This window comes from Pseudomonas sp. LBUM1676 (assembly GCF_059695605.1).
Window position 1 is genome coordinate 6,092,517 of record NZ_CP166777.1, and the last position, 19,753, is coordinate 6,112,269.

Annotated in this window: 16 protein-coding genes; 5 read left to right on the forward strand and 11 right to left on the reverse strand. The window is 60.2% G+C overall.

Going from position 1 to position 19,753, the window contains the following annotated elements; all coding sequences use genetic code 11:
* Positions 1-29: 29 nt before the first annotated feature.
* Positions 30-1,106: an endonuclease/exonuclease/phosphatase family protein gene (locus ACA041_RS28180; RefSeq protein ID WP_497438791.1), complete on the forward strand. Its 1,077-nt coding sequence runs from the start codon at positions 30-32 to the stop codon at positions 1,104-1,106.
* Positions 1,107-1,233: 127 nt separating this feature from the next.
* Here ACA041_RS28180 and ACA041_RS28185 read toward each other — a convergent pair whose 3' ends face one another.
* From ACA041_RS28185 to ACA041_RS28210, 6 genes are all read right to left on the reverse strand, one after another.
* Positions 1,234-1,659, reverse strand: coding sequence for a RidA family protein (locus tag ACA041_RS28185; protein ID WP_128874422.1), 426 nt, complete (start codon positions 1,657-1,659; stop codon positions 1,234-1,236).
* Between the two features lie 75 nt (positions 1,660-1,734).
* Positions 1,735-3,000: a flavin-containing monooxygenase gene (locus ACA041_RS28190; RefSeq protein ID WP_497438792.1), complete on the reverse strand. Its 1,266-nt coding sequence runs from the start codon at positions 2,998-3,000 to the stop codon at positions 1,735-1,737.
* 337 nt (positions 3,001-3,337) lie between these two features.
* Complete coding sequence (locus ACA041_RS28195; RefSeq protein ID WP_497438793.1) at positions 3,338-4,720, reverse strand: aspartate aminotransferase family protein; 1,383 nt, start codon at positions 4,718-4,720, stop codon at positions 3,338-3,340.
* A 28-nt stretch (positions 4,721-4,748) separates the two neighbouring features.
* Positions 4,749-6,194, reverse strand: a complete 1,446-nt coding sequence (locus ACA041_RS28200) for an amino acid permease (protein ID WP_497438794.1) — start codon at positions 6,192-6,194, stop codon at positions 4,749-4,751.
* A gap of 101 nt (positions 6,195-6,295) precedes the next feature.
* A complete protein-coding gene (locus ACA041_RS28205; RefSeq protein WP_497438795.1) occupies positions 6,296-7,351 on the reverse strand; it encodes a gamma-aminobutyric acid-binding protein in 1,056 nt (351 codons plus the stop codon).
* A 149-nt stretch (positions 7,352-7,500) separates the two neighbouring features.
* Positions 7,501-8,991 carry an aldehyde dehydrogenase gene (locus tag ACA041_RS28210; RefSeq protein ID WP_497438796.1) on the reverse strand — a complete coding sequence of 497 codons (1,491 nt, stop codon included), beginning with the start codon at positions 8,989-8,991 and terminating at the stop codon, positions 7,501-7,503.
* A gap of 229 nt (positions 8,992-9,220) precedes the next feature.
* On the opposite strand from ACA041_RS28210, the gene ACA041_RS28215 reads away from it, so the two are divergent.
* A complete protein-coding gene (locus ACA041_RS28215; protein WP_497438797.1) occupies positions 9,221-10,141 on the forward strand; it encodes a LysR family transcriptional regulator in 921 nt (306 codons plus the stop codon).
* Positions 10,142-10,642: 501 nt separating this feature from the next.
* Here ACA041_RS28215 and argE read toward each other — a convergent pair.
* The 4 genes from argE to hrpB form a co-directional block, all read right to left on the reverse strand.
* Positions 10,643-11,806, reverse strand: coding sequence for an acetylornithine deacetylase (gene argE / locus ACA041_RS28220; RefSeq protein WP_497438798.1), 1,164 nt, complete (start codon positions 11,804-11,806; stop codon positions 10,643-10,645).
* Entirely contained in the window at positions 11,799-12,476 is a 678-nt protein-coding gene (locus ACA041_RS28225) for a DUF1028 domain-containing protein (protein WP_497438799.1), read from the reverse strand. The genes argE and ACA041_RS28225 overlap by 8 nt, the downstream gene beginning before the upstream one ends.
* Before the next feature lie 117 nt (positions 12,477-12,593).
* Positions 12,594-12,953, reverse strand: coding sequence for a DUF6124 family protein (locus ACA041_RS28230; RefSeq protein WP_497438800.1), 360 nt, complete (start codon positions 12,951-12,953; stop codon positions 12,594-12,596).
* A 477-nt stretch (positions 12,954-13,430) separates the two neighbouring features.
* A complete protein-coding gene (hrpB, locus tag ACA041_RS28235; protein ID WP_497438801.1) occupies positions 13,431-15,947 on the reverse strand; it encodes an ATP-dependent helicase HrpB in 2,517 nt (838 codons plus the stop codon).
* Between the two features lie 361 nt (positions 15,948-16,308).
* On the opposite strand from hrpB, the gene pmcY reads away from it, so the two are divergent.
* Both pmcY and ACA041_RS28245 read left to right on the forward strand, forming a co-directional pair.
* Positions 16,309-16,728: a periplasmic Zn2+ metallochaperone PmcY gene (pmcY, locus tag ACA041_RS28240; RefSeq protein WP_497438802.1), complete on the forward strand. Its 420-nt coding sequence runs from the start codon at positions 16,309-16,311 to the stop codon at positions 16,726-16,728.
* Positions 16,729-16,769: 41 nt separating this feature from the next.
* Positions 16,770-17,666 (forward strand): cation diffusion facilitator family transporter, encoded by an 897-nt coding sequence (locus tag ACA041_RS28245; protein WP_497438803.1) that lies wholly within the window; start codon positions 16,770-16,772, stop codon positions 17,664-17,666.
* Here the strand turns inward: ACA041_RS28245 and ACA041_RS28250 are convergent.
* Complete coding sequence (locus ACA041_RS28250) at positions 17,660-18,700, reverse strand: DUF6515 family protein (RefSeq protein WP_497438804.1); 1,041 nt, start codon at positions 18,698-18,700, stop codon at positions 17,660-17,662. The genes ACA041_RS28245 and ACA041_RS28250 overlap by 7 nt on opposite strands.
* A 437-nt stretch (positions 18,701-19,137) precedes the next feature.
* On the opposite strand from ACA041_RS28250, the gene ACA041_RS28255 reads away from it, so the two are divergent.
* A complete protein-coding gene (locus ACA041_RS28255) occupies positions 19,138-19,617 on the forward strand; it encodes an Lrp/AsnC family transcriptional regulator (protein ID WP_054052470.1) in 480 nt (159 codons plus the stop codon).
* Positions 19,618-19,753 lie beyond the last annotated feature (136 nt).

The following is a 19,753-nucleotide window of genomic DNA, read 5'->3' on the forward strand; positions in this document are numbered from 1 at the left end:
GCAACTCTTGTAACGCCATAAGCCGAGCCATGACCCGTCTACTGCGCTACACCCTGCTGGGCCTGCTGATCATCGGTCTGATTGGCATACTGATCCACAGCCTGACCTGGCGCCCTGAAGCCAGGGAAGCGCTGCCGGTCAGTTGCAGCGCCCAGGCACCCACCCTGGTCCCGGGCCAGGCGTTGAAAGTGATGACCTGGAACGTGCAGTTTCTGGCGGGCAAGCGCTATGTGTTCTGGAATGACCTGGCCGCCGGCGCCGACGAAACCCCCACCGCCGAAGACATGGCCTTCAGCCTGGATGAAGTGGCGCGGGTGATCCGTGACGAACAACCGGATATTGTGCTGTTGCAGGAACTCGATGACGGCGCCAAGGCCACCGACTACCAGAACCAGCTCAAACTGCTCCAGGAGCGCTTGGCGGACCTTTACCCGTGCAGCGCTCACGCTTTCGACTGGAAAGCCGACTTCGTGCCTGAACCGCATATTTTCGGCAGCGTCGGCCGGCAGTTGGCAACCCTCAGCCGCTACCGGATCGGACACGCCGAACGCCTGCAATTACCCGTGGTGCCGGCCAACCTGATCAGCCGCCAGTTCAAACCGAAAAACGCCTTGCTGGTCACGTACCTGCCGTTGAGCGATGGGGCTCAGGTCGCGGTGCTCAATACCCATCTGGACCGCGTGCTCCCACCCGACGAGACACTGAAAGCCCAGGTAAGCGCCGTGGCCAAAGTCCTCGACAAGCTCGAAAGCCGCGGTACGCCGTGGCTGATCGGCGGCGACTTCGATCTGTTGCCGCTGGGGCAATATCGACGCCTGCCCGACACGCAACGCACGCCCTACTCCGCCGACAGCGCGCTGCATGTGCTGTGGGACAAGTACCCGATGATCCCCACCAACAACGAAGCCAGCGGTGTCGATCGGGCGCACTGGCTGACCCACTACCCCAACGATCCGGGCTTGAACGGCCCGGACCGGACGGTCGATTACCTGTTCTACAGCCCGCGGATCAAAAGGGTCGAGGCGATGGTGAGGCAGGATGATACGTTGCGCATTTCCGATCATTTGCCGGTGATTGCGCGGTTTCTCCTCCCCGCCGCGCCTTGACTTTGTAGGAGCGAGCCTGCTCCGGGCGGCGTTCCGACGATGGTCGTCAACGAATACGTGCCCTGTCTGAATGAACGCGTTGCCTGGACGTTTTTCGCGAGCAGGCTCGCTCCTGCAAGGATCGGGGTTACTTCGCTTGCCAGTCGTCCGGGATGACGGCGATCACGTCGATTTCCATCAGCCACTGCGGTTGACCCAGCCCGGAAATGACCAGCCCCGTCGAGATCGGAAAAACCCCTTTCAGCCACTTGCCCACGACTTGATACACCGGCTCGCGGTAACGCGGGTCGATGATGTAAGTGGTGGTTTTGACGATATGGGAAAGGTCGCTCCCCGCCTCTTCCAGCAGCTGTTTGACGTTTTTCATCGCCTGTTCGGCTTGTGCACCCGGGTCGCCAAGCCCCACCAGGTTGCCATCGAAATCGGTGCCGATCTGGCCGCGCACATAAACCGTGTTGCCGGCCCGTACAGCCTGGCAAAGATCATTGTCCAGCGACTGGTTGGGATAGGTGTCCTTGGTATTGAACATGCGAATGCGTGTGTGAGTAGGCATCAACTGAGTCCCCTGAAACTTGAGTGATAAGGTGTGGATCGGGAATGGCCAAAGGACCATTCCCTCGATCGATTCTTAACGCTGCGACGGGTCGCGGTATTCGAGGTACTGGCGCTGGGTGGCAATGTGGCCAGCGACATGTTTGGCGTCATGCCAAACGCCCCAGATAAAGCTCGATCCGCGACGCGACAGCCACGGCAGCCCCACAAAGTAGACACCTGGCTCGTTCGAGACCCCACGCTGATGACGAGGCTTGCCCTTCTCGTCAAAGGTGTCGACCTGCAGCCAGCTGTAATCGACGGCGTAGCCGGTGGCCCAAATGATGGAGGTGATACTCGCCTCGGCCAGATTCAGTTCGAGAATCGGGTTGCTGACGCACTCTGGATCGGGAAGCATGAACCTGGCTTCGGGTTCTTCCGGGAGGTCGAGTCCGTTGCGTGCGATGTAGGCATCCGCCGCGTCCAGCAGCGACAGGTAATTCGCGTCGCCCGCAGCGATGTTGCGCGCCAGATCCTGCTGAAAAGTCACCACGCCGTCGTTGAATGATTGGGTCAGCCCCACCAGCGTCACGCCTTGTTTGGCGAGCCCACGGAAATCGACGGTCTGCCCGCCACGCGCACCGCTCACTGCGATGGTGACATGCTCACGACCCGGCTCCATCACTTCGGCATCCCAAAGCCCAAGCACCCCCAGCCACCAGCAGAAGTCACGGTTGCGATAGGCGCGAGGCGGACGGTCATGCTGGCCGACCGACAGGTAGACTTGTTTACCGGCACGCTGCAATTCATCGGCGATCTGCACACCGGAAGAGCCCGCACCGACCACCAGCACACCGCCCTCGGGCAGCTGCTGCGGGTTGAAATACTGGGCCGAGTGAATCTGCGTGATCGTGCTGTCTTTCGGCGCAATCGGCGGGATGACCGGACGCTGGAAAGGACCGGTCGCCGCCACCACGCGATTGGCCTGAATCACGCCATCGGAGGTTTCGATGGTGAAGCCTGGACGATCGCTGTTGCGTACCACTTTCTTGACTTCTACACCGGTACGAATCGGCGCTTCGAACTTCTCGGCGTAGGCTTCGAAGTAAGCCGCTACGCGATCTTTAGAGGCGAAGGCATCGGGCTCCAGGTCTTCGAAGGCCAGTCCGGGGAAGCGGTCATGCCAAACCGGGCCGTTCGCCACCAGCGAATCCCAACGCCCGGTGCGCCACGCTTCAGCGATGCGGTTACGCTCCAGCACCAGGTGCGGTACACCGAGTTTGCTCAGGTGTTCGCTCATGGCGACGCCAGCCTGGCCGGCCCCAACGACAAGCGTATCTATTTCTATCTTTTTATCATTCATGCTTGTGTCCTTCAAAGAGGCGACTATGGCGCGGCAAGTCGCGACAGATCAGCTGTTTCAACAATTAATTCCGCGTAGACAACTTTGCTGGCGGGGTAGTTTTATTGTGCTTAGCGAATGCCAATAGCGAAAATATGATTTTTGTAGTTGTTGCCCATGAAAAAACTAACTAACAACCAACTTCGGTACTCATTGAATAAATGCAACAACTGTAGGAGCGAGCTCGCTCGCGATGGTCGTGAACGATAACGCGTAAAACCAGACACCCAGCGGCGTCCTCCGGTTTTTCGCGAGCAAGCTCGCTCCTACAAATTTAAGGCGTGAATAGGGTAGTTACTTAAAGCACGCCAATTTCCTGTGCCGTTCTATCAACGGCAATCCTGGTCTTACCAACCAGTTCATCGATTTCAGCGCGCGTGGCGATCAGTGCCGGCGCCATGATCATGCGGCCCAGCGTCGAGCGAATAATCACGCCTTCTTCAAATCCGATCGTGCGGCAGCGCCAGGTGATGTCGCCTTCATTTGCGAAGCGCTTGCGGGTCGCCTTGTCCTGGGCAAACTGCAACGCCGCCACCAGGCCGACACCCTGAATCTCACCCACCAGAGGGTGATTGCCAAACACCTCGCGCAGACACTGCTGCAGGTACGGGCCGGTGTCATTTTTCACTTGGGTGACCACACCCTCATCACGCAGCGCCGTGAGGTTGGCTATAGCGACCGCAGCCGCTACCGGGTGACCGGAATAGGTCAGGCCGTGGGCAAACACGCCGCCCTGCTCCACCAGTACCTCGGCCATGCGCCGGCTGAGAATCAGGCCGCCCATTGGGATATAACCCGAGGTCAGGCCCTTGGCAATCGACAGGGTGTCCGGCTCGAAATCAAAGTGTTGGTGCGCAAACCATTCACCGGTACGCCCGAAGCCACCGATCACCTCGTCCGCACACAGCAGCACGTCGTACTTGCGGCAGATTCGCTGGATTTGCGGCCAGTAGCTCTCTGGCGGGAAGATCATGCCGCCAGCGCCCTGGAACGGCTCGGCGATGAATGCAGCGACGTTCTCCGCGCCCAGCTCGAGAATCTTGGTCTCCAGTTGCTGAGCCGCACGCAAGCCAAACTCGGCGGGCGTCAGATCACCTTCATGGCCAAACCAGTACGGTTCATCGATGTGCGCGACATCCGGAATCACACCACCCATTTCGTGCATGAACTTCATGCCACCCATCGCGCTGGCGGCCAAGGTAGAGCCGTGGTATCCGTTCCAGCGACCGATCATGACTTTCTTCTGCGGCTTGCCGAGAACCTGCCAGTAACGGCGAACAGTACGGATCAGTACCTCGTTGGCTTCAGAGCCGGAGTTGGTGTAGATCGCGTGGCTGTAGTGCTTGGGCAGCAGGCTGAACAGTAGCTCGGATAGCTCTACAACCGCCGGGTGAGTGGTGTGGAAGAACATGTTGTAGTACGGCAATTGCTCAAGCTGACGGGTCGCTGCCGCGGCGAGATCCTTGCGTCCGTAGCCGAGGTTGGTGCACCACAAACCGGACATGCCATCGAGGTAACGATTGCCGTCGTTATCCCACAGATGCAGGCGGTCGCCACCGACAATGACGCGCGGCCCCTCTTCGTTCAACGCCTTCTGATCGAGGAATGCGTGAATGTGGTGGGCGGCATCGGCCGCTTGGTAGTCCTTGGTTTCGCGCTGAGGTTTGTAGTCTGTTGTCATTTCTTATTCTCCTGAAGTGAAAAAAGGTTCAGTTCCCGGACACCGTAGCGATCGGAGTCATTTTCGGCACGTCGTTGCCTTGAGATTCGTTTTGAATGAGCGGCTCCGGCGTAAACAGCGGCTTGCGCATCACGAACTTGACCCATACCACGGCAATTACCGAAATCACGCCCAGCACCACGCCGGCACAGCCAAAAATACTGGCGGTCATCTCCGGAGTTGGCGACACGTGGTAGATCGCAAACAGCATGCCGGCGATGCCAATGACTTGTGGCCAAGGATAGAACGGTGAGCGGAATGGACGGGCCAGATGGGGATAGCGGCGGCGCAAGGCGATCACATCGATGTGCACGATGATGTAGGCCAGCAGCCAGGCCAGTGCGGCGGCCAACAGCAGCAGGCTGATGGCTGCCGCGTCGTGCCCCAGAATGAGGATCGGCAGGCCGGTGATCGCAGCAACAAAAAGCACCGCCACCCAAGGCGTACGGCCACGAGCGGTGAGTTTCTTGAATTGCGGGAAGGCCTGGCCATTTTGCGCCATGCCGTAGAGCATGCGCGGCAACGCCGCCAAGGACGAATTCACGGTGCTGCAAGTGGCGGTAATGGCGGCGACGACGAGGAACAACTTGCCTGCCTCACCGAAAACCGTGGTGGCCAGCAGGTAATGAGGCAGCGCATCACTGGCCAGTTGCTCACGCGGAATGCACAGCAATGCGCCGAAGCAATACAGCGCGATCACGCCGAAGATCACTGTCAAACCGATGGTCATCGAACGCGGAATATTGCGCTCGGGATTGCGGGTTTCTTCCACCAGCGGACAAACGAACTCAGCCCCGACAAATCCCCACACCGCCATGGCCGCCAGGGTGATTGCGCCGAATTCCAACGGGTTCCAACCCTGATCGAGCGGCAACTGCAGACTGGCCTGACCGTTACTCAGCGAAGCCAGGCCCATGGCGACGAGGATCACCACCATCACCAGCGCCAGCACGTTCTGCAGCTTGGCGAACACATCAATACCGAACAGATTCAGCACGGTGAAAAGCCCCAGCACCCCGTAGGCCACCAGCATGTGCGGAATGACATCCGGGTAGACCTTGCTGATCACCAGATCCAGCAACAGCAGTTCGGCGGAGAGCGCAAACATCGCCACCACCATGTATCCCGAGAAAGTCGCCAGAATGGCCGGGAAATGCCCGATCGCCACTTCCGTGTAACTGCTGAGGCTGCCCGCCTTCGGGATCATCAAGGCCAGTTCGGAAAACGACCAGGCGTAGGTGATTGCCAGCACATACGCGATGGCCAACGGAATGATAAAACCGAAACCAGCGATGCCCGCGCCTTGCAGCATCAGCACCATGACTCCCTGCGAGACCACGACGCCCACCGCAACGGCCAGCAACGAGCCCAGTCCCAGGACCCGGCGCAATCCGCCGGACTGTCCCTGGATGGACGAAGTTGTACTTGAACTCATGACAAACTCCCCGTGTTTTCTTGTTGTTGATTGCCTTCACGTGGAAGGCAGGGATAAACATCGCGACTCATCCTTGAGTTGCGATTAGCGACAGCAGCGGTTTAGCGGGCCGCCCAAGCGTTGAAACGTTCCTCGAGTTCTTCGCCGTGATCGACCCAGAACGTGGCATCGACCAACTGACCTTCAGCCAGATTGGCCTGAGCCGTGGGCAATTGGGCGAGCGTGTCGGCCGGTAGCTGCGCCAGTACATCCTTGCGGATCGGTCCGTAGGGAATCAGCGTGGAGAAGGACTTCTGCCCACTCGCCTGGCTGGCAAACACGATAAAACGCTCGGCCAGCGCCTTGTTCGGACTGCCGCGAACGATGGCCCAGTGATCGGGATCGTAGAGGTGGCCGCTCCATGAAATGGCCAGTTTCGAGCCTTCCTTTTGCGCGACGGCAATCCGGCCGTTGTAGGCCGCCGACATCACGACGTCGCCTGCCGCGAGCCATTGCGGTGGTTGCGCTCCGGCTTCCCACCACTGGATCGACGGCTTGATCTGGTCGAGCTTGTGAAATGCTCGATCCACGCCTTCCTTGGTGCCCAGCACTTTGTACAGGTCATCCTGTTTGACCCCGTCGGCAAGCAGCGCCACTTCCAGCGTGTACTTGGCGCCCTTGCGCAGGCCGCGCTTGCCAGGGAATTGCTGCAGGTTCCACATGTCCGCCCAGGAGGTCGGCGCCGCGCTCACCTTGTTCGAGTTGTAGGCGAGCACCATCGACCAGACATAACTGGCCACGCCACACTCGCTGACGGCGCCTGGCAAATAGTTTTTGGATTCGCCGATCAGTGCCGGGTCCAGCCGCTCGAACAGCCCTTCTTCACAGCCTCGCAGCAGTTCCGGGCTTTCGACTTCGACAACGTCCCAACTGACCTGGCCAACATCGACCATGGCTTTGACTTTGGAAAGTTCTCCGCTGTACTCGCCGACCACCACTTTTCCAGCGCCACTTTCTTCAAAGGGTTTGAAGTAAGCCCCCTCTTGCGCTGCCTTGGTGGCACCACCGAAGGAAATGACCGTAAGACTTTCGGAGTGCGCAACAACGGGCACCGTCAATACCAGAAGCGCAGTTAAACCAGCCGCTGCTGTAACGCTCGAAGACGAATATCTGAACATGAAAGCTCCCTCACTTTTTAATTGTGGTTAGTTACTGAGGCAGTCACGGCCACGCAGCCGCAAGTACACGGATGACTCTCCGCGCGATGACATCTTTTTATTCTTTAAGCCGCACACAATCAGCGTGCGGTTAATTGTTCAGGAGACGCTCAACGCAACTGAAACCAGGTTGTTTTCAATTGGGTGTATTTATCGAACGAGTGCAATGACAAGTCCCGGCCAAAACCCGATTGCTTGCCGCCACCGAATGGCACGCTCACATCGAGGGCATCCACGGTGTTCACCGAAACGGTGCCAACCTTCAGCGCCCGTGCAACCCGGTGCGCGCGATTCAGATCGTCGCTCCACACAGACGCCGCCAGCCCATAGATGCTGTCGTTGGCCAGCCGCACCGCTTGCTCTTCGGTGTCGAACGTGGAAATCGCCAGCACCGGCCCGAACACCTCTTCGCGCGACAGGTGCGACTCATGGGCGACGTCGGCAAAAATGGTCGGCTCGATAAAGTTGTCGGAACCGTTGAAGCTCAAGCGACGGCCGCCGGTGAGCAGTCGGGCCCCGTCTTCGTGGGCGCGCTCGATAAAGTTCATCACACGCGATGCCTGTGCCGAATCGACAATGGCGCCAGCGGCGCTCGCAGGATTCAGTGGATCGCCGGGCAGCCAGGCTTTGGCTTTTTCCAGAAGACGCTCGATAAACTCATCCTTGATCGAATGCTGGACATACAGTCGCGAGTTGGCCGAGCACACCTCGCCCTGATTGAAGAAGATGCCGAACGCCGCTTTCTCCGCCGCCAGATCGAGATCACGGCAATCGTCGAACACCAGGCTCGGGCTCTTGCCGCCGCACTCAAGCCAGACCTGCTTGAGGTTCGATTGAGCTGCATATTGCATGAAATATTTGCCCACCTGAGTGGAGCCGGTGAACACCAGGCAATCGACATCAGGATGCAGGCCCAGCGCCTTGCCGGCGGACTCGCCCAGTCCGGGCAGTACGTTCAGCACGCCAGGCGGCAAACCGGCTTCCAGCGCCAACTCGGCCAGACGCAGTGCTGAAAATGGTGATTGCTCGGCGGGCTTGAGCACCACGCTATTGCCGGCCGCCAGGGCCGGTGCCAGTTTCCAGGCCGCCATGTCGAGCGGGAAGTTCCACGGCACCACGGCCGCCACGACGCCCAGCGCTTCACGGGTAATGGTCGCCAGCGCCGAGGACGCCGTCGGCGCGACCTGATCATAAAGCTTGTCCAGCGACTCGCCGTACCAGGCGAACACATGGGCGGCGCCGGGGACGTCGATGTTGTAGGCATCCATCACCGGTTTGCCCATGTTCAGCGAGTCGAGCAAGGCAAGCTCTTCGCGATGGGCCAGCACCAGCTCAGACAGACGTAGCATCACCTGCTTGCGCTCAACCGGTGCCATCCGCGCCCAAGGGCCTTCGTTGAAAGCACGGCGCGCACTGCGCACGGCAAGTTCCACTTCCACTTCGCCACACGCGGCGACACGGGCAAGCAACTGATTCGTCGCCGGGTTGATCGAATCGAATGTTGCGCCCGAAGACGCAGAGACTTGCCGGCCATCGATCAAGGCTTTGTCAGAGAAGGTTTGCCGGGCAGCTCGTTGCTGCCAATAGTCGAGGTCGAACACGCTACGCTCCCTTTACGACCGCCAGGGTGGTCGGGGTTGTTATCAGAGGTTGTGGAGATAGTGCGTCAACCGTACGAAGAGGAAAATTATTAAAAATGTGCTCGGGGTATAAGAAAAAACTAGGTAAGCGCTGACCCAGTCCAGAACCCGCATAGGGTAAGGTTCAGTCAACAATCTGTGCGATACCCATCCGGGCTTTCACCGCAAAACAGAGCAGAACGAGGTGCGTGTGGCTTCCTATACATTGCGGCAACTCAAGTATTTCGTCACAACGGTAGAAGCCGGCAGCGTCGCTGAGGCCTCGCGGCAGCTGTATATCGCGCAACCTTCGGTTTCGACGGCGATCAAGAGTCTGGAAGAGTCGTTCAACGTCCAGCTGTTCATCCGCCACCACGCCCAAGGCGTATCCCTGACGCCCACCGGCACGCGCTTCTATCACAAGGCGCAAGAGCTGCTGCGCATGGCCAGGGAGTTTGAACAGAACGCACTGGCCGATAACGACACGGTGTCCGGACAAATCGATATCGGCTGCTTCGAGACCGTCGCTCCGCTGTACTTGCCTCAACTGATCGCCGGCTTTCGCAAGCTTTACCCGGGCGTGGACATACGCATTCGCGATGGCGAGCAACAAGAGCTGGTGCAGGGCTTGACCGCTGGCACTTTCGATGTGGCGTTCCTCTACGATCACGGGTTGGACGGCACCATACAAACCACGCCGCTCATGCCACCTCAGAAGCCTTACGTCCTGTTGCCTGAAGGGCACCGCTTTGCCGACCAGAAGGAAGTATCGCTACGGGACCTGTGCAGCGAGCCGATGATTCTTCTCGATGTGCAACCAAGCCGGACCTACTTTGTCAGCCTGTTCCACGAACTGGAACTGACGCCCAACATCGTGTTCAGCTCGCCCTCGATCGAGATGGTGCGCGGCATGGTTGGTCAGGGGTTCGGGTTTTCCATACTGGTCACCCGCCCGCATTCCGAGTGCACTTACGATGGAAAGAAGGTGATCTGCGTGAACATAAAAGAGCCGGTCACACTGTCCGGCCTGGCGTCCGCCCATCTGAAACGCAGTCAACTGACCAAGCCTGCGCAGTTGTTCGTGGATTTTTGCCGCGAACAACTGAGCCAAAACGTTGCAAGCCCCCTGTAGGAGCGAGCCTGCTCGCGAAAAACCTGCAGCCGCCGCGTTCATTCAGACAGCACGCGTAATCGTTAACGACCATCGCGAGCAGGCTCGCTCCCACAGTTCGCGTCGCCACACAGATAGTCGGCCAAGCCCCTGTAGGAGCGAGCCTGCTCGCGAAAAACCTGCAGCCGCCGCGTTCATTCAGACAGCACGCGTAATCGTTAACGACCATCGCGAGCAGGCTCGCTCCCACAGTTCGCGTCGCCACACAGATAGTCGGCCAAGCCCCTGTAGGAGCGAGCTTGCTCGCGAAAAACCTGCAGGCGCCGCGTTCATTCAGACAGCACGCGTAATCGTTAACGACCATCGCGAGCAGGCTCGCTCCCACAGTTCGCGTCGCCACACAGATAGTCGGCCAAGCCCCTGTAGGAGCGAGCTTGCTCGCGAAAAACCTGCAGGCGCCGCGTCCATTCAGACAGCACGCGTAATCGTTAACGACAATCGCGAGCAAGCTCGCTCCTACAGTTAAATGTCGGCGCACAGATAGTCGGCCAGGCGAACCAGCATCGCATCACAACCGCTCAACTGCTCCAGCGCAATGAACTCGTCAGGCTTGTGCCCTTGATCCATGCTGCCCGGACCACAGACCACCGTCGGAATGCCAGCCTGATCAAACAGCCCACCCTCGGTGCCAAACGCGACCGTTCCAAACTCTGAAGAGTTGCTCAACAGAGCAAGCAGCCGCGCCGCTTCACTCTCGGGCGGTGTCGCCAATCCGGGATATGCGCTCAACGGACGCAGGCGAATGTCGGTGTCCGCCTGCACCGCGCGCATCTTGGGCAAAAGGTTTTCATGGGCGTAGATCTGCAACTGATCCGCCACGTCTTGTGCATCAAAGTCCGGCAACGCCCTGACCTCGAAATCGAACTCACATTCAGCGGGAACAATGTTCAGCGCCCGGCCACCTTTGATCACACCGGTTTGCACTGTCGAAAACGGCGGATCAAAACGCGAGTCGTGGTGATCAGGATGCGCGAGCTGTTCACCGATAACACCGAGCCGGCCAATCAACTGTGCCGCATATTCGATCGCGTTCACCCCGTAAGGCGCATACGCCGAATGGCACGCCGCACCACGCACTTCGCAGCGCATCGCCAGTTTGCCCTTGTGGCCGAGCACAGGCTTGAGCTCTGTCGGTTCGCCGATCAGGCAAAGTCGGGGTTTAAATGGTCGCTTCTCCAGCTCGGCCAGCATCGGCCTGACACCCAGGCAACCCACTTCTTCATCATAGGAAAAGGCCAGGTGCACCGGCGTCAGAAGCGGACGCTGCACAAAGGTCGGGACCGCCGCGAGGACCGAGGCAATGAAGCCTTTCATGTCTGCGGTGCCACGTCCGTACAGGCGCCCATCCTTTTCAGTCAGCCGAAACGGATCGATCGTCCACGCCTGCCCGTCAACCGGCACCACATCGGTGTGACCGGAGAGCACCACGCCACCAGAGGTAAGCGGGCCGATGGTCGCAAACAGATTCGCCTTGGTGCCTTCTTCGTTGAAGAAGAGCTCACTCTCAACCCCGTGGTCGGCCAGATATGACTCGATGAAACGAATCAACTCAAGATTGGAATCGCGGCTGACAGTGGCAAAACCAATCAGGCGCTCCAGCAGCTCGCGACTGGATGCATCACTCATCGCCAGGCACCCCGTAGCTCGGCGCCGTCGTCGGATTGAGCGCGCGAGTCAGGTAGTCCTGCATTTGTGGACGATAGGCCTGCCAGAGGCCGTCAAGTTGTCCGATGGGATCTTCCTCGGCCCAGTCGACGCGCAAGTCGATGATCGGCCATGTGTGGTCACCCACCACTTTGAGCGCGGCGGAATGAACCGGTCCCGCCTCGCCACCGGCCGCCATGGCCATGTGCATGGCCGCCAGCAACCGGTCCGCCAACTGACCCGGCTCGGCTTCGAATGCCTCGACCATGGCCTCGATGACCCGCACATCGCTGAGCAGGTTACCCGCCGCGACACATTGCTCGCCTTTCACTGCGTTATGCACGCCCAACGACTCCTTGCCGCTGAACAGCGCAATCCGGCCTGACGCATCGATCACCGTGACCTGACGGTACTGGCTCCAGCCGTTGGACGTGAGTGCCTTGTCCAGTGCCGCGTCAGGCTCCAGATGCTGGTGCTCCAGCAGGTCCAGGATCTGCGGGCCTAACGCCGGCAGCGTAATGTTCTGCGTGGAGACAGCACCAACACCCGCCCGTGCCCAAGGGCAGCGTGCGCCGACCGCAATGCTTGAAGAACTGATGGCAATACCGAGCTGCCCGGTTTCAGGGCAGCGTCCGATAATCGAGAACGTCATGACTCACTCCTTAAAATTCCAATGCACGCGCAATTGCATTCTGTGCATGCACTGGAATCGGAGAAAGCAGGTTTTTTGTGGCTTTGGGGAAGGAAAAAACTGGTCAGCCCCGCAGGCTTACCCGGGTGGATCAATCTGATCCAGCACCCGATTCGCCGTGATCTCCGCCAGCATCACGCTGTTGGAAATCCCCAGCAGCGCATTGCGCGATCCGCCGTCCAGGTGATCGACCAACTGATGGACCATTACATCCACCGAGGCCAGCGTCTCGACCAGATACACCACAAGGGTTTCGGTCGTGGCCTCTGGGTCCACGGTAAACAGGTTACTGGGTGTGCGCGGCGTGGCTTTGATGTCGGCCGTCGAGGGGAAGTGGAAGTTGAGGGCGCGTTCGGCGGCCTCGTTGAGTTTTTTGGAATCGGATTCGTATGGGGATGCCGGATCGGTGTCCGGGGGATTCGGTGTAGGTTTGATCATAGATTGAAACTCCCAAATATATGGAGCCGTCACCGATCTGCGACTAAACAGGGGGGTGGCAGCTGTACGCAGGTTAGTCGACCGGGGGAGTATCAAACCGGCGCGCCCGAAGGCGCCCTGCGCACAGCTACCATGGAGTGCAGGCATGAAATGACCTGACTGTCTGATCGCATATGCGCGTTGATATACCCTCGAGCGACTAAACCCGATCACTGATGAGCAGTGACACGAATCAAGTTACCGATGGCCTCCAAAGCGCACAAGCCGGCGGATTCTGGCGTACCCGTAGGCAACGGCGCAAGGTCTTGTAGCTTGCAGGAAGTATTCTTAAACGCCTTTAAACACGCGCTCTCCGCCGGTAAAACCTGTAGGAGCGGGCTTGCTCGCGAAGGTAGTGAACGATAACGCGTAAAACCAGATGCGCAGCGGCGTCCTTGAGCCTTTCGCGAGCAAGCTCGCTCCTACAGGGACGCGGGTTTACTTGCGCGGTTTGATCCGCGCGGTTGCCTCGGCCACCAACGGGTCATCCGGCCAATAGTGTTTAGGGTAGCGCCCCTTCAAATCCTTCTTCACCTCGGCATAGGTGCTGCGCCAGAAGTTCGCCAGGTCCTGGGTCACTTGCACCGGGCGTCGCGCCGGGGACAGCAGGTGCAGCTTGACCACTTGCCGGCCACCGGCGATGCGCGGGGTTTCAGCCAGGCCGAACAATTCCTGCAAACGCACCGCGAGGATCGGCGGCTGCTCGCTGTAGTCCAGACGAATCGACGAGCCCGACGGCACGCTCAAGTGATGCGGCGCCAACTCGTCGAGCCGTTGTGGCAGAGGCCAGGGCAGCAGGTTGTGGACGATGCTCGAGAGGTCGAGATTGGTGAAGTGACTGAGCCGCGAGACTTTGCCCAGATACGGCATCAACCAGTGTTCAAGGCTTTTGAGCAACGCGGCGTCGCTGACATCCGGCCATTCGCTCTCGCCCTTGCTGCCCAGATCCAGCTGCCGCAACAACGCGACCCGCGCCTGCCACTGACGCAACTCCGGGGTCCATGGCAACAGCTCCAGGCCTTTGCGCCGCACCAGATTCACCAGCGCCTGGCTGCGAGCGCTTTCGTCGAGACCGGTCAGTGGTTCGCGGCTGAGGATCAATTCACCGACCTTGCGCTGTCGCTCGGCCCGTAACACGCCTTCACGCTCATCCCAATCCAGTTGATCGACGCAACGCACCTGCTCGGCCAGTACTGAGTCGAACAACGCCGGATCAAAATCCGCTGCCAGGTAAATCCGTTCCTCACGCTGGCCCTGACGACTGCCGAGATCAGCGATCACCAGCCACGGTTGTTTCATCAAACTGTCGGCCTCGGCGAACAACGCGGCACGGCCATTGGCCAAACGGTATTCCGCGCCACCGGCACGCCGTTGCTGGGCAACCCGGTCGGGATAGGCCAGTGCCAGCAACGCGCCGAGCCAGCGCGGGTGATCGGGATCGCTGACCGGTTCCGATGCTTTACCCCGCAGATAGCCGCGATACTGCCGCGCCAGTTGCCGGGCCCGTTGCACGCCGCCCTGAGCACCGCGTGCGGCCCGCTCTTCGCCGGATAACAGCACCAACCGGCTGTGCAGATCCGCCCCGGCACCACGCAAGATATCCCGCTCACCAAGCAATGCCGCGACATCGCACGCCATGTCGGCCAGGCCGAGTGCCTGACCCCGCAACAGCAAATGCGCAATACGCGGATGCGCTGGCAATTCGGCCATTGCCTGGCCGTGCCGGGTCAGCGCTTCGCCGTCCAGGGCGCCCAGGCGTTCAAGCAAGTCCTGCGCCTGCGCATAAGCGGCGGCTGGCGGCACGTCGAGCCACACCAATTGCCCCGGTGTCACGCCCCAGCGGCCAAGCTGCAACGCCAGCCCGGCAAGGTCTGCCGAGAGAATTTCGGCACTGGCATAGGCCGCCAGTTGCTCGTGCTGATCCTGCGACCACAGGCGATAACACACACCCGGCTCCAACCGCCCTGCCCGACCCGCGCGCTGCGTGGCGCTGGCCTTGGAAATTCGCTGGGTATCGAGCCGGGCCATGCCGCTGCCGGGATCGAAACGCGGCACCCGCGCCAGCCCGGCATCGATCACCACGCGCACGCCGTTGATGGTCAGGCTGGTTTCGGCAATATTGGTGGCCAGTACGACTTTGCGTTTGCCCGCCGGTGCCGGGTCGATCGCGGCGCGCTGCGCAGCCAGATCCAGTTCGCCATGCAAGGGGCACAGCAACACCTGGGTGTTTTCGCTCAACGCATCGGCCAGTTGTTGATGCACGCGACGGATTTCCGCTTGCCCTGGCAAAAACACCAGCACGCTGCCGGTTTCATCGTCCAAGGCGTCGAGAATGGTCTGCACCAGGCGCGGCTCAATGAATTCACCGGGCTGGAACGGCCGGCCCCAGCGCATCGCCACCGGGTACATGCGGCCTTCGCTGCGCAGGATCGGCGCGTTATCCAGCAACCCCGCCAGGCGCTCGCCTTCCAGCGTCGCCGACATCAACAGGATTTTCAGCGGCTGATCGTCGCGAAACAGTTCCCGGCCATTCAGGCTCAGGGCCAACGCCAGGTCGGCGTCGAGGCTGCGCTCGTGGAATTCGTCGAAGATCAGCAAACCCACGCCTTCAAGCGCCGGGTCGTCTTGCAGGCGGCGGGTGAGAATGCCTTCGGTGACCACTTCAATGCGGGTTTTGGGGCCGACTTTGCTATCGAGACGAATCCGATAACCCACTGTTTCGCCGACTTTCTCACCCAGTTCACTGGCCAACCGCTCCGCCGCCGCCCGTGCGGCCAGCCGACGCGGTTCGAGCATCAGAATGGTCTGCCCGGCCAGCCAGGTCTCGTTGAGCAAGGCCAAGGGCACGCGGGTGGTTTTACCGGCACCGGGCGGTGCTTCGAGCACAGCTTCGTGGCGTGTAGCCAAGGCTTCACGCAGCGCGGGTAAAACTTCATCAATCGGCAAAGAAATCATGCTGGCTCCACAGGGCGTGCCCACAGTAAATTGCGAGTCGCGTTGAAGTTGTGGACGTGCCAGGCAAGGCGCGGGACGCCGGTAAGGGTCGTTTCCTTGCCAAGTCCCGCAACGCAGCATGGCGCGTCCACAGCTTCAGCCCGGAGGGCCGAACCCCGATAACATCCATCAGCCGTTACGCGTTGTCGATCTGGAAAAAACAACATCAATCCTCAGCTATTTCAGTGGGGGTGAGACGCGGCCGCAATTTACTGTGGGCACGCCCTGCCGGCGCGAGTATAACGGCGAACTGCTCGGCGTTTATCAGGGTCCTAATTCATACAGGCGCCTTTTCGTTTTGACATTACCCAGGAGATTTCTTATGCGTGCTCCCTTTCGCTTGATTGGCGGTGTACTGATCGCGACGTTGCTGACCCAGGTCACCGCCTGCGGTTCGATTTTCTACCCCGACCGCCGTGGTCAGATCGACGGCAAGATCGACCCGGCCATCGCCGCACTCGATGCCGTGGGCCTGCTGTTCTACATCATCCCCGGCCTGATCGCCTTTGCCGTGGACTTTGCCACCGGCGCGATTTACTTCGAGCCAGGCAAGACCGCCCAGGTCGCACCGGAAAAACTCAAGGACGCCATCGGTGCCGACGGCAAGGTCGATAACCACAAGTTGCAGACTATTCTCGAAACCGAACTGGGACGCAGTTTCCCGCTGGACGACCCACGCCTGATCCAGCACAAGGGCAGCGCACAGCAGTTGGCCATGTTCGGCCTGCAGCCTGCCGCGTAATCCGTGCCGGTGAAGGACCACTCGAAGGACAAGCCGTACTTATGATCTCCAGCTCCGAACACGCCCGCCTGTTGCGGCTGGCGACCCGTGCCTCGGTGGCGGTGGCGTGTATGTTGATCGTCGCCAAGGCCATCGCCTGGTGGTTGAGCGGATCGGTGAGCATGCTCGCCGGGCTGACCGACTCGGCCCTCGACGGCGTCACCTCCCTGCTCAACCTGCTGGCCGTGCATTACGCCTTGCGCCCCGCCGATGAGGATCACCGCTACGGGCATGGCAAGGCCGAGTCGCTGGCGGGCATGGCACAGGCGCTGTTCATTGGTGGCAGTGCGGTGCTGATCGCCTTGCAGGCCGTCGACCGCCTGAAGCATCCGGAGCCGGTGGGAGCGGCGTGGATCAGCATCGGGGTCATCCTGTTTTCCCTGGCGCTGACCCTGGCCCTGCTGATGCTGCAACATCGGGTGGTCAAGGCCACCGGCTCCAACGCGGTGCGTGCCGACTCCCTGCATTACCGCTCGGACATGTTGCTCAACGGCAGCATCCTGGTGGCATTGGTGCTGGCCGGGTTTGGCTGGCATCAAGTCGACCCTTGGTTCGGCATGGGGATCGCCGCCTACATTTTCTGGAGCGCGACCCGAATCGCCCGTGAGAGCTTTACGGTGCTAATGGATGAAGAACTGCCGCCGGATGTCAGCCAGCACATGCTCGAACTGGCCTGCAGCGTGCCGGGGGTACTGGGCGCGCACGACCTGCGCACGCGGGTTTCCGGTAACCAGTGGTTCGTGCAGTTGCATCTGGAGTTGCCGGGCGAGTTGACGCTGTCAGTCGCCCACGGCATCAGCGATCAAGCCGCCGATGCGATTCACGCGGCGTACCCGCGAGCCGAGGTGCTGGTGCACGCCGACCCGCAGGAAGTGGTGCAGGCTGCCCGGGCTCAGTAATTGACCTGATAACCGCGACTGCTCAGACAATTGCCCTGGGCCTGGCGGTAGTCTTGCACCACCGACGGGTCCGGTTGATAGGTCGCCGTTCGTGGATTGAAGCCGCTCTGCTGCACCGCGTGTTGGTAGCACTGGTAACCGTCCTGGTTAACCTGCTCCGGCGACTGACCGTTGGCGGGATACGCCTCTACGTCATAACCATTACTGACTGGCTGCGGTTGCGGCTGTGCCTGCACGGGCGGCTCGACCACCACGTAATCCTGTGTGCTTTCCTGATAGGCGTAATAGGACCCGGCCGCCAGGAAAAGCAGCGCACCGCCAATCCACACTTCTTGCGCGTAATCGGGCAGGTAGCTGACACGAATCCCCCGTGGCGGTTGAACCACCACATAACGCGGTCCCTGCGGGCGATACCAGTAGCCACCGGAATAGAAATAGTCCCGCCCCCCATAAGGCACGCGGTAGTCGCGGTCCGGGAAGCGATCGATCACATGACCCGGACGGTATTGCGGGCCCGGGCCCCAGCCGTTGCCATGTCCGTCCGGGCGGCCCGGCCAGTGACGGTCATCGGGACGCGGGCCATTACTTTGCCAATGCGGGTTGTTGTCGTTGCGCCGCGGCGCATCCTGGTAGTAACCGCGCTGCGGTTGCTGGGTCTGGCGCACGGTGTCGGGCCGGCCCTGGATCGGCAGGTCATTGGCCGGTAGCTGCGGCGGCGGTGGTGGCGGCCGCACCGGACTGTTGTAGTCGCGCGGCTGACGGTTCTGCTGATTCTGGCCGTTATGTTCGAACTGACGACTGTTGTCGCCACGAATGATGTCGTTGTTCTGCCCACGCGGTTGATTCTGTTGCTGACTATTCTGCGGGCGTGGCTGATTGTTACCGCCATGGCCCTGATTATTGCCCTGTCGGCCATCCGAGCCACGTTGCCCGCCGTCAGGACCACGGTTTTGCGGCTCATCGGCCAACGATTGCGCAGCGACACTTACACACAGCAAACCAACACCGGCCAAACGCCAGATGCGCGACTTCATGCTTTTCCTCACTGCGGGTCAGGGCCTGTACATGAGACTGGGAAAGCAGCGGCCGGTTCTGCAGCAGGTTATCAGTCACGCAACTTATTTATTGAGAGGTCAGCGATAAATCGCGGGCAAAAGAAAAGGGAGACCCGTCGGCCTCCCTTTGGAGAACTTCGTCCGTGCTCGACGCTTTTGACGTCGGCTCACCTCACGCCGTCTTCTGGACAGTGTGTAGCTCGGGGGCCGGCACATCCCCTGTGGGGGTGGCGACCGCAGCTGGCCTGATTGGGCGAGCCGCTGTGGACTGTTTGTCCGAGCAGTGATTCTGGTGATAAGAATAGGCCGGAGGCGTTGGTAGAGGATTGCGAAGATTGCTCAAATAAACATGACTTGCGCAATTTTTAACCCTGGATAGATAATCTGCCGCAATTGATATGACAAAGGCCTGATTGATGAGCAAACTCGACCGATACGACCTGAGCATTTTGGCGGAATTGCAGCGCGACGCGCGCATTTCCAACCAGGAGCTGGCCGAACGCATCGGCCTGTCACCCTCTCCCTGCTCGCGCCGGGTCAAGCAACTGGAAGACGACGGCTACATTTCCCGCCAGGTGGCCCTGCTGGACCGCAAAATGCTCGGCCTGAGCCTGACGGCTTATGTGCTGATCGGCATGGACCGGCATACGCCGGAGCGTTTCGAGAACTTCGAAGCGGCGATCAGGACATTGCCGCAAGTGCTGGAATGCAGTCTGGTGACGGGGATGGATGCGGACTACCAGCTCAAGGTGGTGGTGCCGGACATGGATCACTATCAGAAACTGCTGCTGGGGCATCTGACCCGGATTGAAGGGGTGACCAGTGTGCGCTCGAGTTTTGTGTTGAATCAGGTGCTCAACAGCACGGAGTTACCTTTAACCCATCTGCGCGGCTAATTACGCCTTCGCCGGCAAGCCGGCGAAGGCGCCGGCACAGGCGACGAATAGCTGCGACACACTGCCGCAGGTCAATCCTCTACCACGCCCCCATGCCGTATACTCCAGCGCTTTTAGCCCCGCCCACGCTGGAGAT

Excerpts from the sequence above, each read along its gene's own strand:
- ACA041_RS28180 (WP_497438791.1), top strand. The coding sequence starts at position 30 with ATGACCCGTCTACTGCGCTACACCCTGCTGGGCCTGCTGATCATCGGT.
- ACA041_RS28185 (WP_128874422.1), bottom strand. The coding sequence starts at position 1,659 with ATGCCTACTCACACACGCATTCGCATGTTCAATACCAAGGACACCTAT.
- ACA041_RS28190 (WP_497438792.1), bottom strand. The coding sequence starts at position 3,000 with ATGAATGATAAAAAGATAGAAATAGATACGCTTGTCGTTGGGGCCGGC.
- ACA041_RS28195 (WP_497438793.1), bottom strand. The coding sequence starts at position 4,720 with ATGACAACAGACTACAAACCTCAGCGCGAAACCAAGGACTACCAAGCG.
- ACA041_RS28200 (WP_497438794.1), bottom strand. The coding sequence starts at position 6,194 with ATGAGTTCAAGTACAACTTCGTCCATCCAGGGACAGTCCGGCGGATTG.
- ACA041_RS28205 (WP_497438795.1), bottom strand. The coding sequence starts at position 7,351 with ATGTTCAGATATTCGTCTTCGAGCGTTACAGCAGCGGCTGGTTTAACT.
- argE (WP_497438798.1), bottom strand. The coding sequence starts at position 11,806 with ATGAGTGATGCATCCAGTCGCGAGCTGCTGGAGCGCCTGATTGGTTTT.
- ACA041_RS28225 (WP_497438799.1), bottom strand. The coding sequence starts at position 12,476 with ATGACGTTCTCGATTATCGGACGCTGCCCTGAAACCGGGCAGCTCGGT.
- ACA041_RS28230 (WP_497438800.1), bottom strand. The coding sequence starts at position 12,953 with ATGATCAAACCTACACCGAATCCCCCGGACACCGATCCGGCATCCCCA.
- hrpB (WP_497438801.1), bottom strand. The coding sequence starts at position 15,947 with ATGATTTCTTTGCCGATTGATGAAGTTTTACCCGCGCTGCGTGAAGCC.
- pmcY (WP_497438802.1), top strand. The coding sequence starts at position 16,309 with ATGCGTGCTCCCTTTCGCTTGATTGGCGGTGTACTGATCGCGACGTTG.
- ACA041_RS28245 (WP_497438803.1), top strand. The coding sequence starts at position 16,770 with ATGATCTCCAGCTCCGAACACGCCCGCCTGTTGCGGCTGGCGACCCGT.
- ACA041_RS28250 (WP_497438804.1), bottom strand. The coding sequence starts at position 18,700 with ATGAAGTCGCGCATCTGGCGTTTGGCCGGTGTTGGTTTGCTGTGTGTA.
- ACA041_RS28255 (WP_054052470.1), top strand. The coding sequence starts at position 19,138 with ATGAGCAAACTCGACCGATACGACCTGAGCATTTTGGCGGAATTGCAG.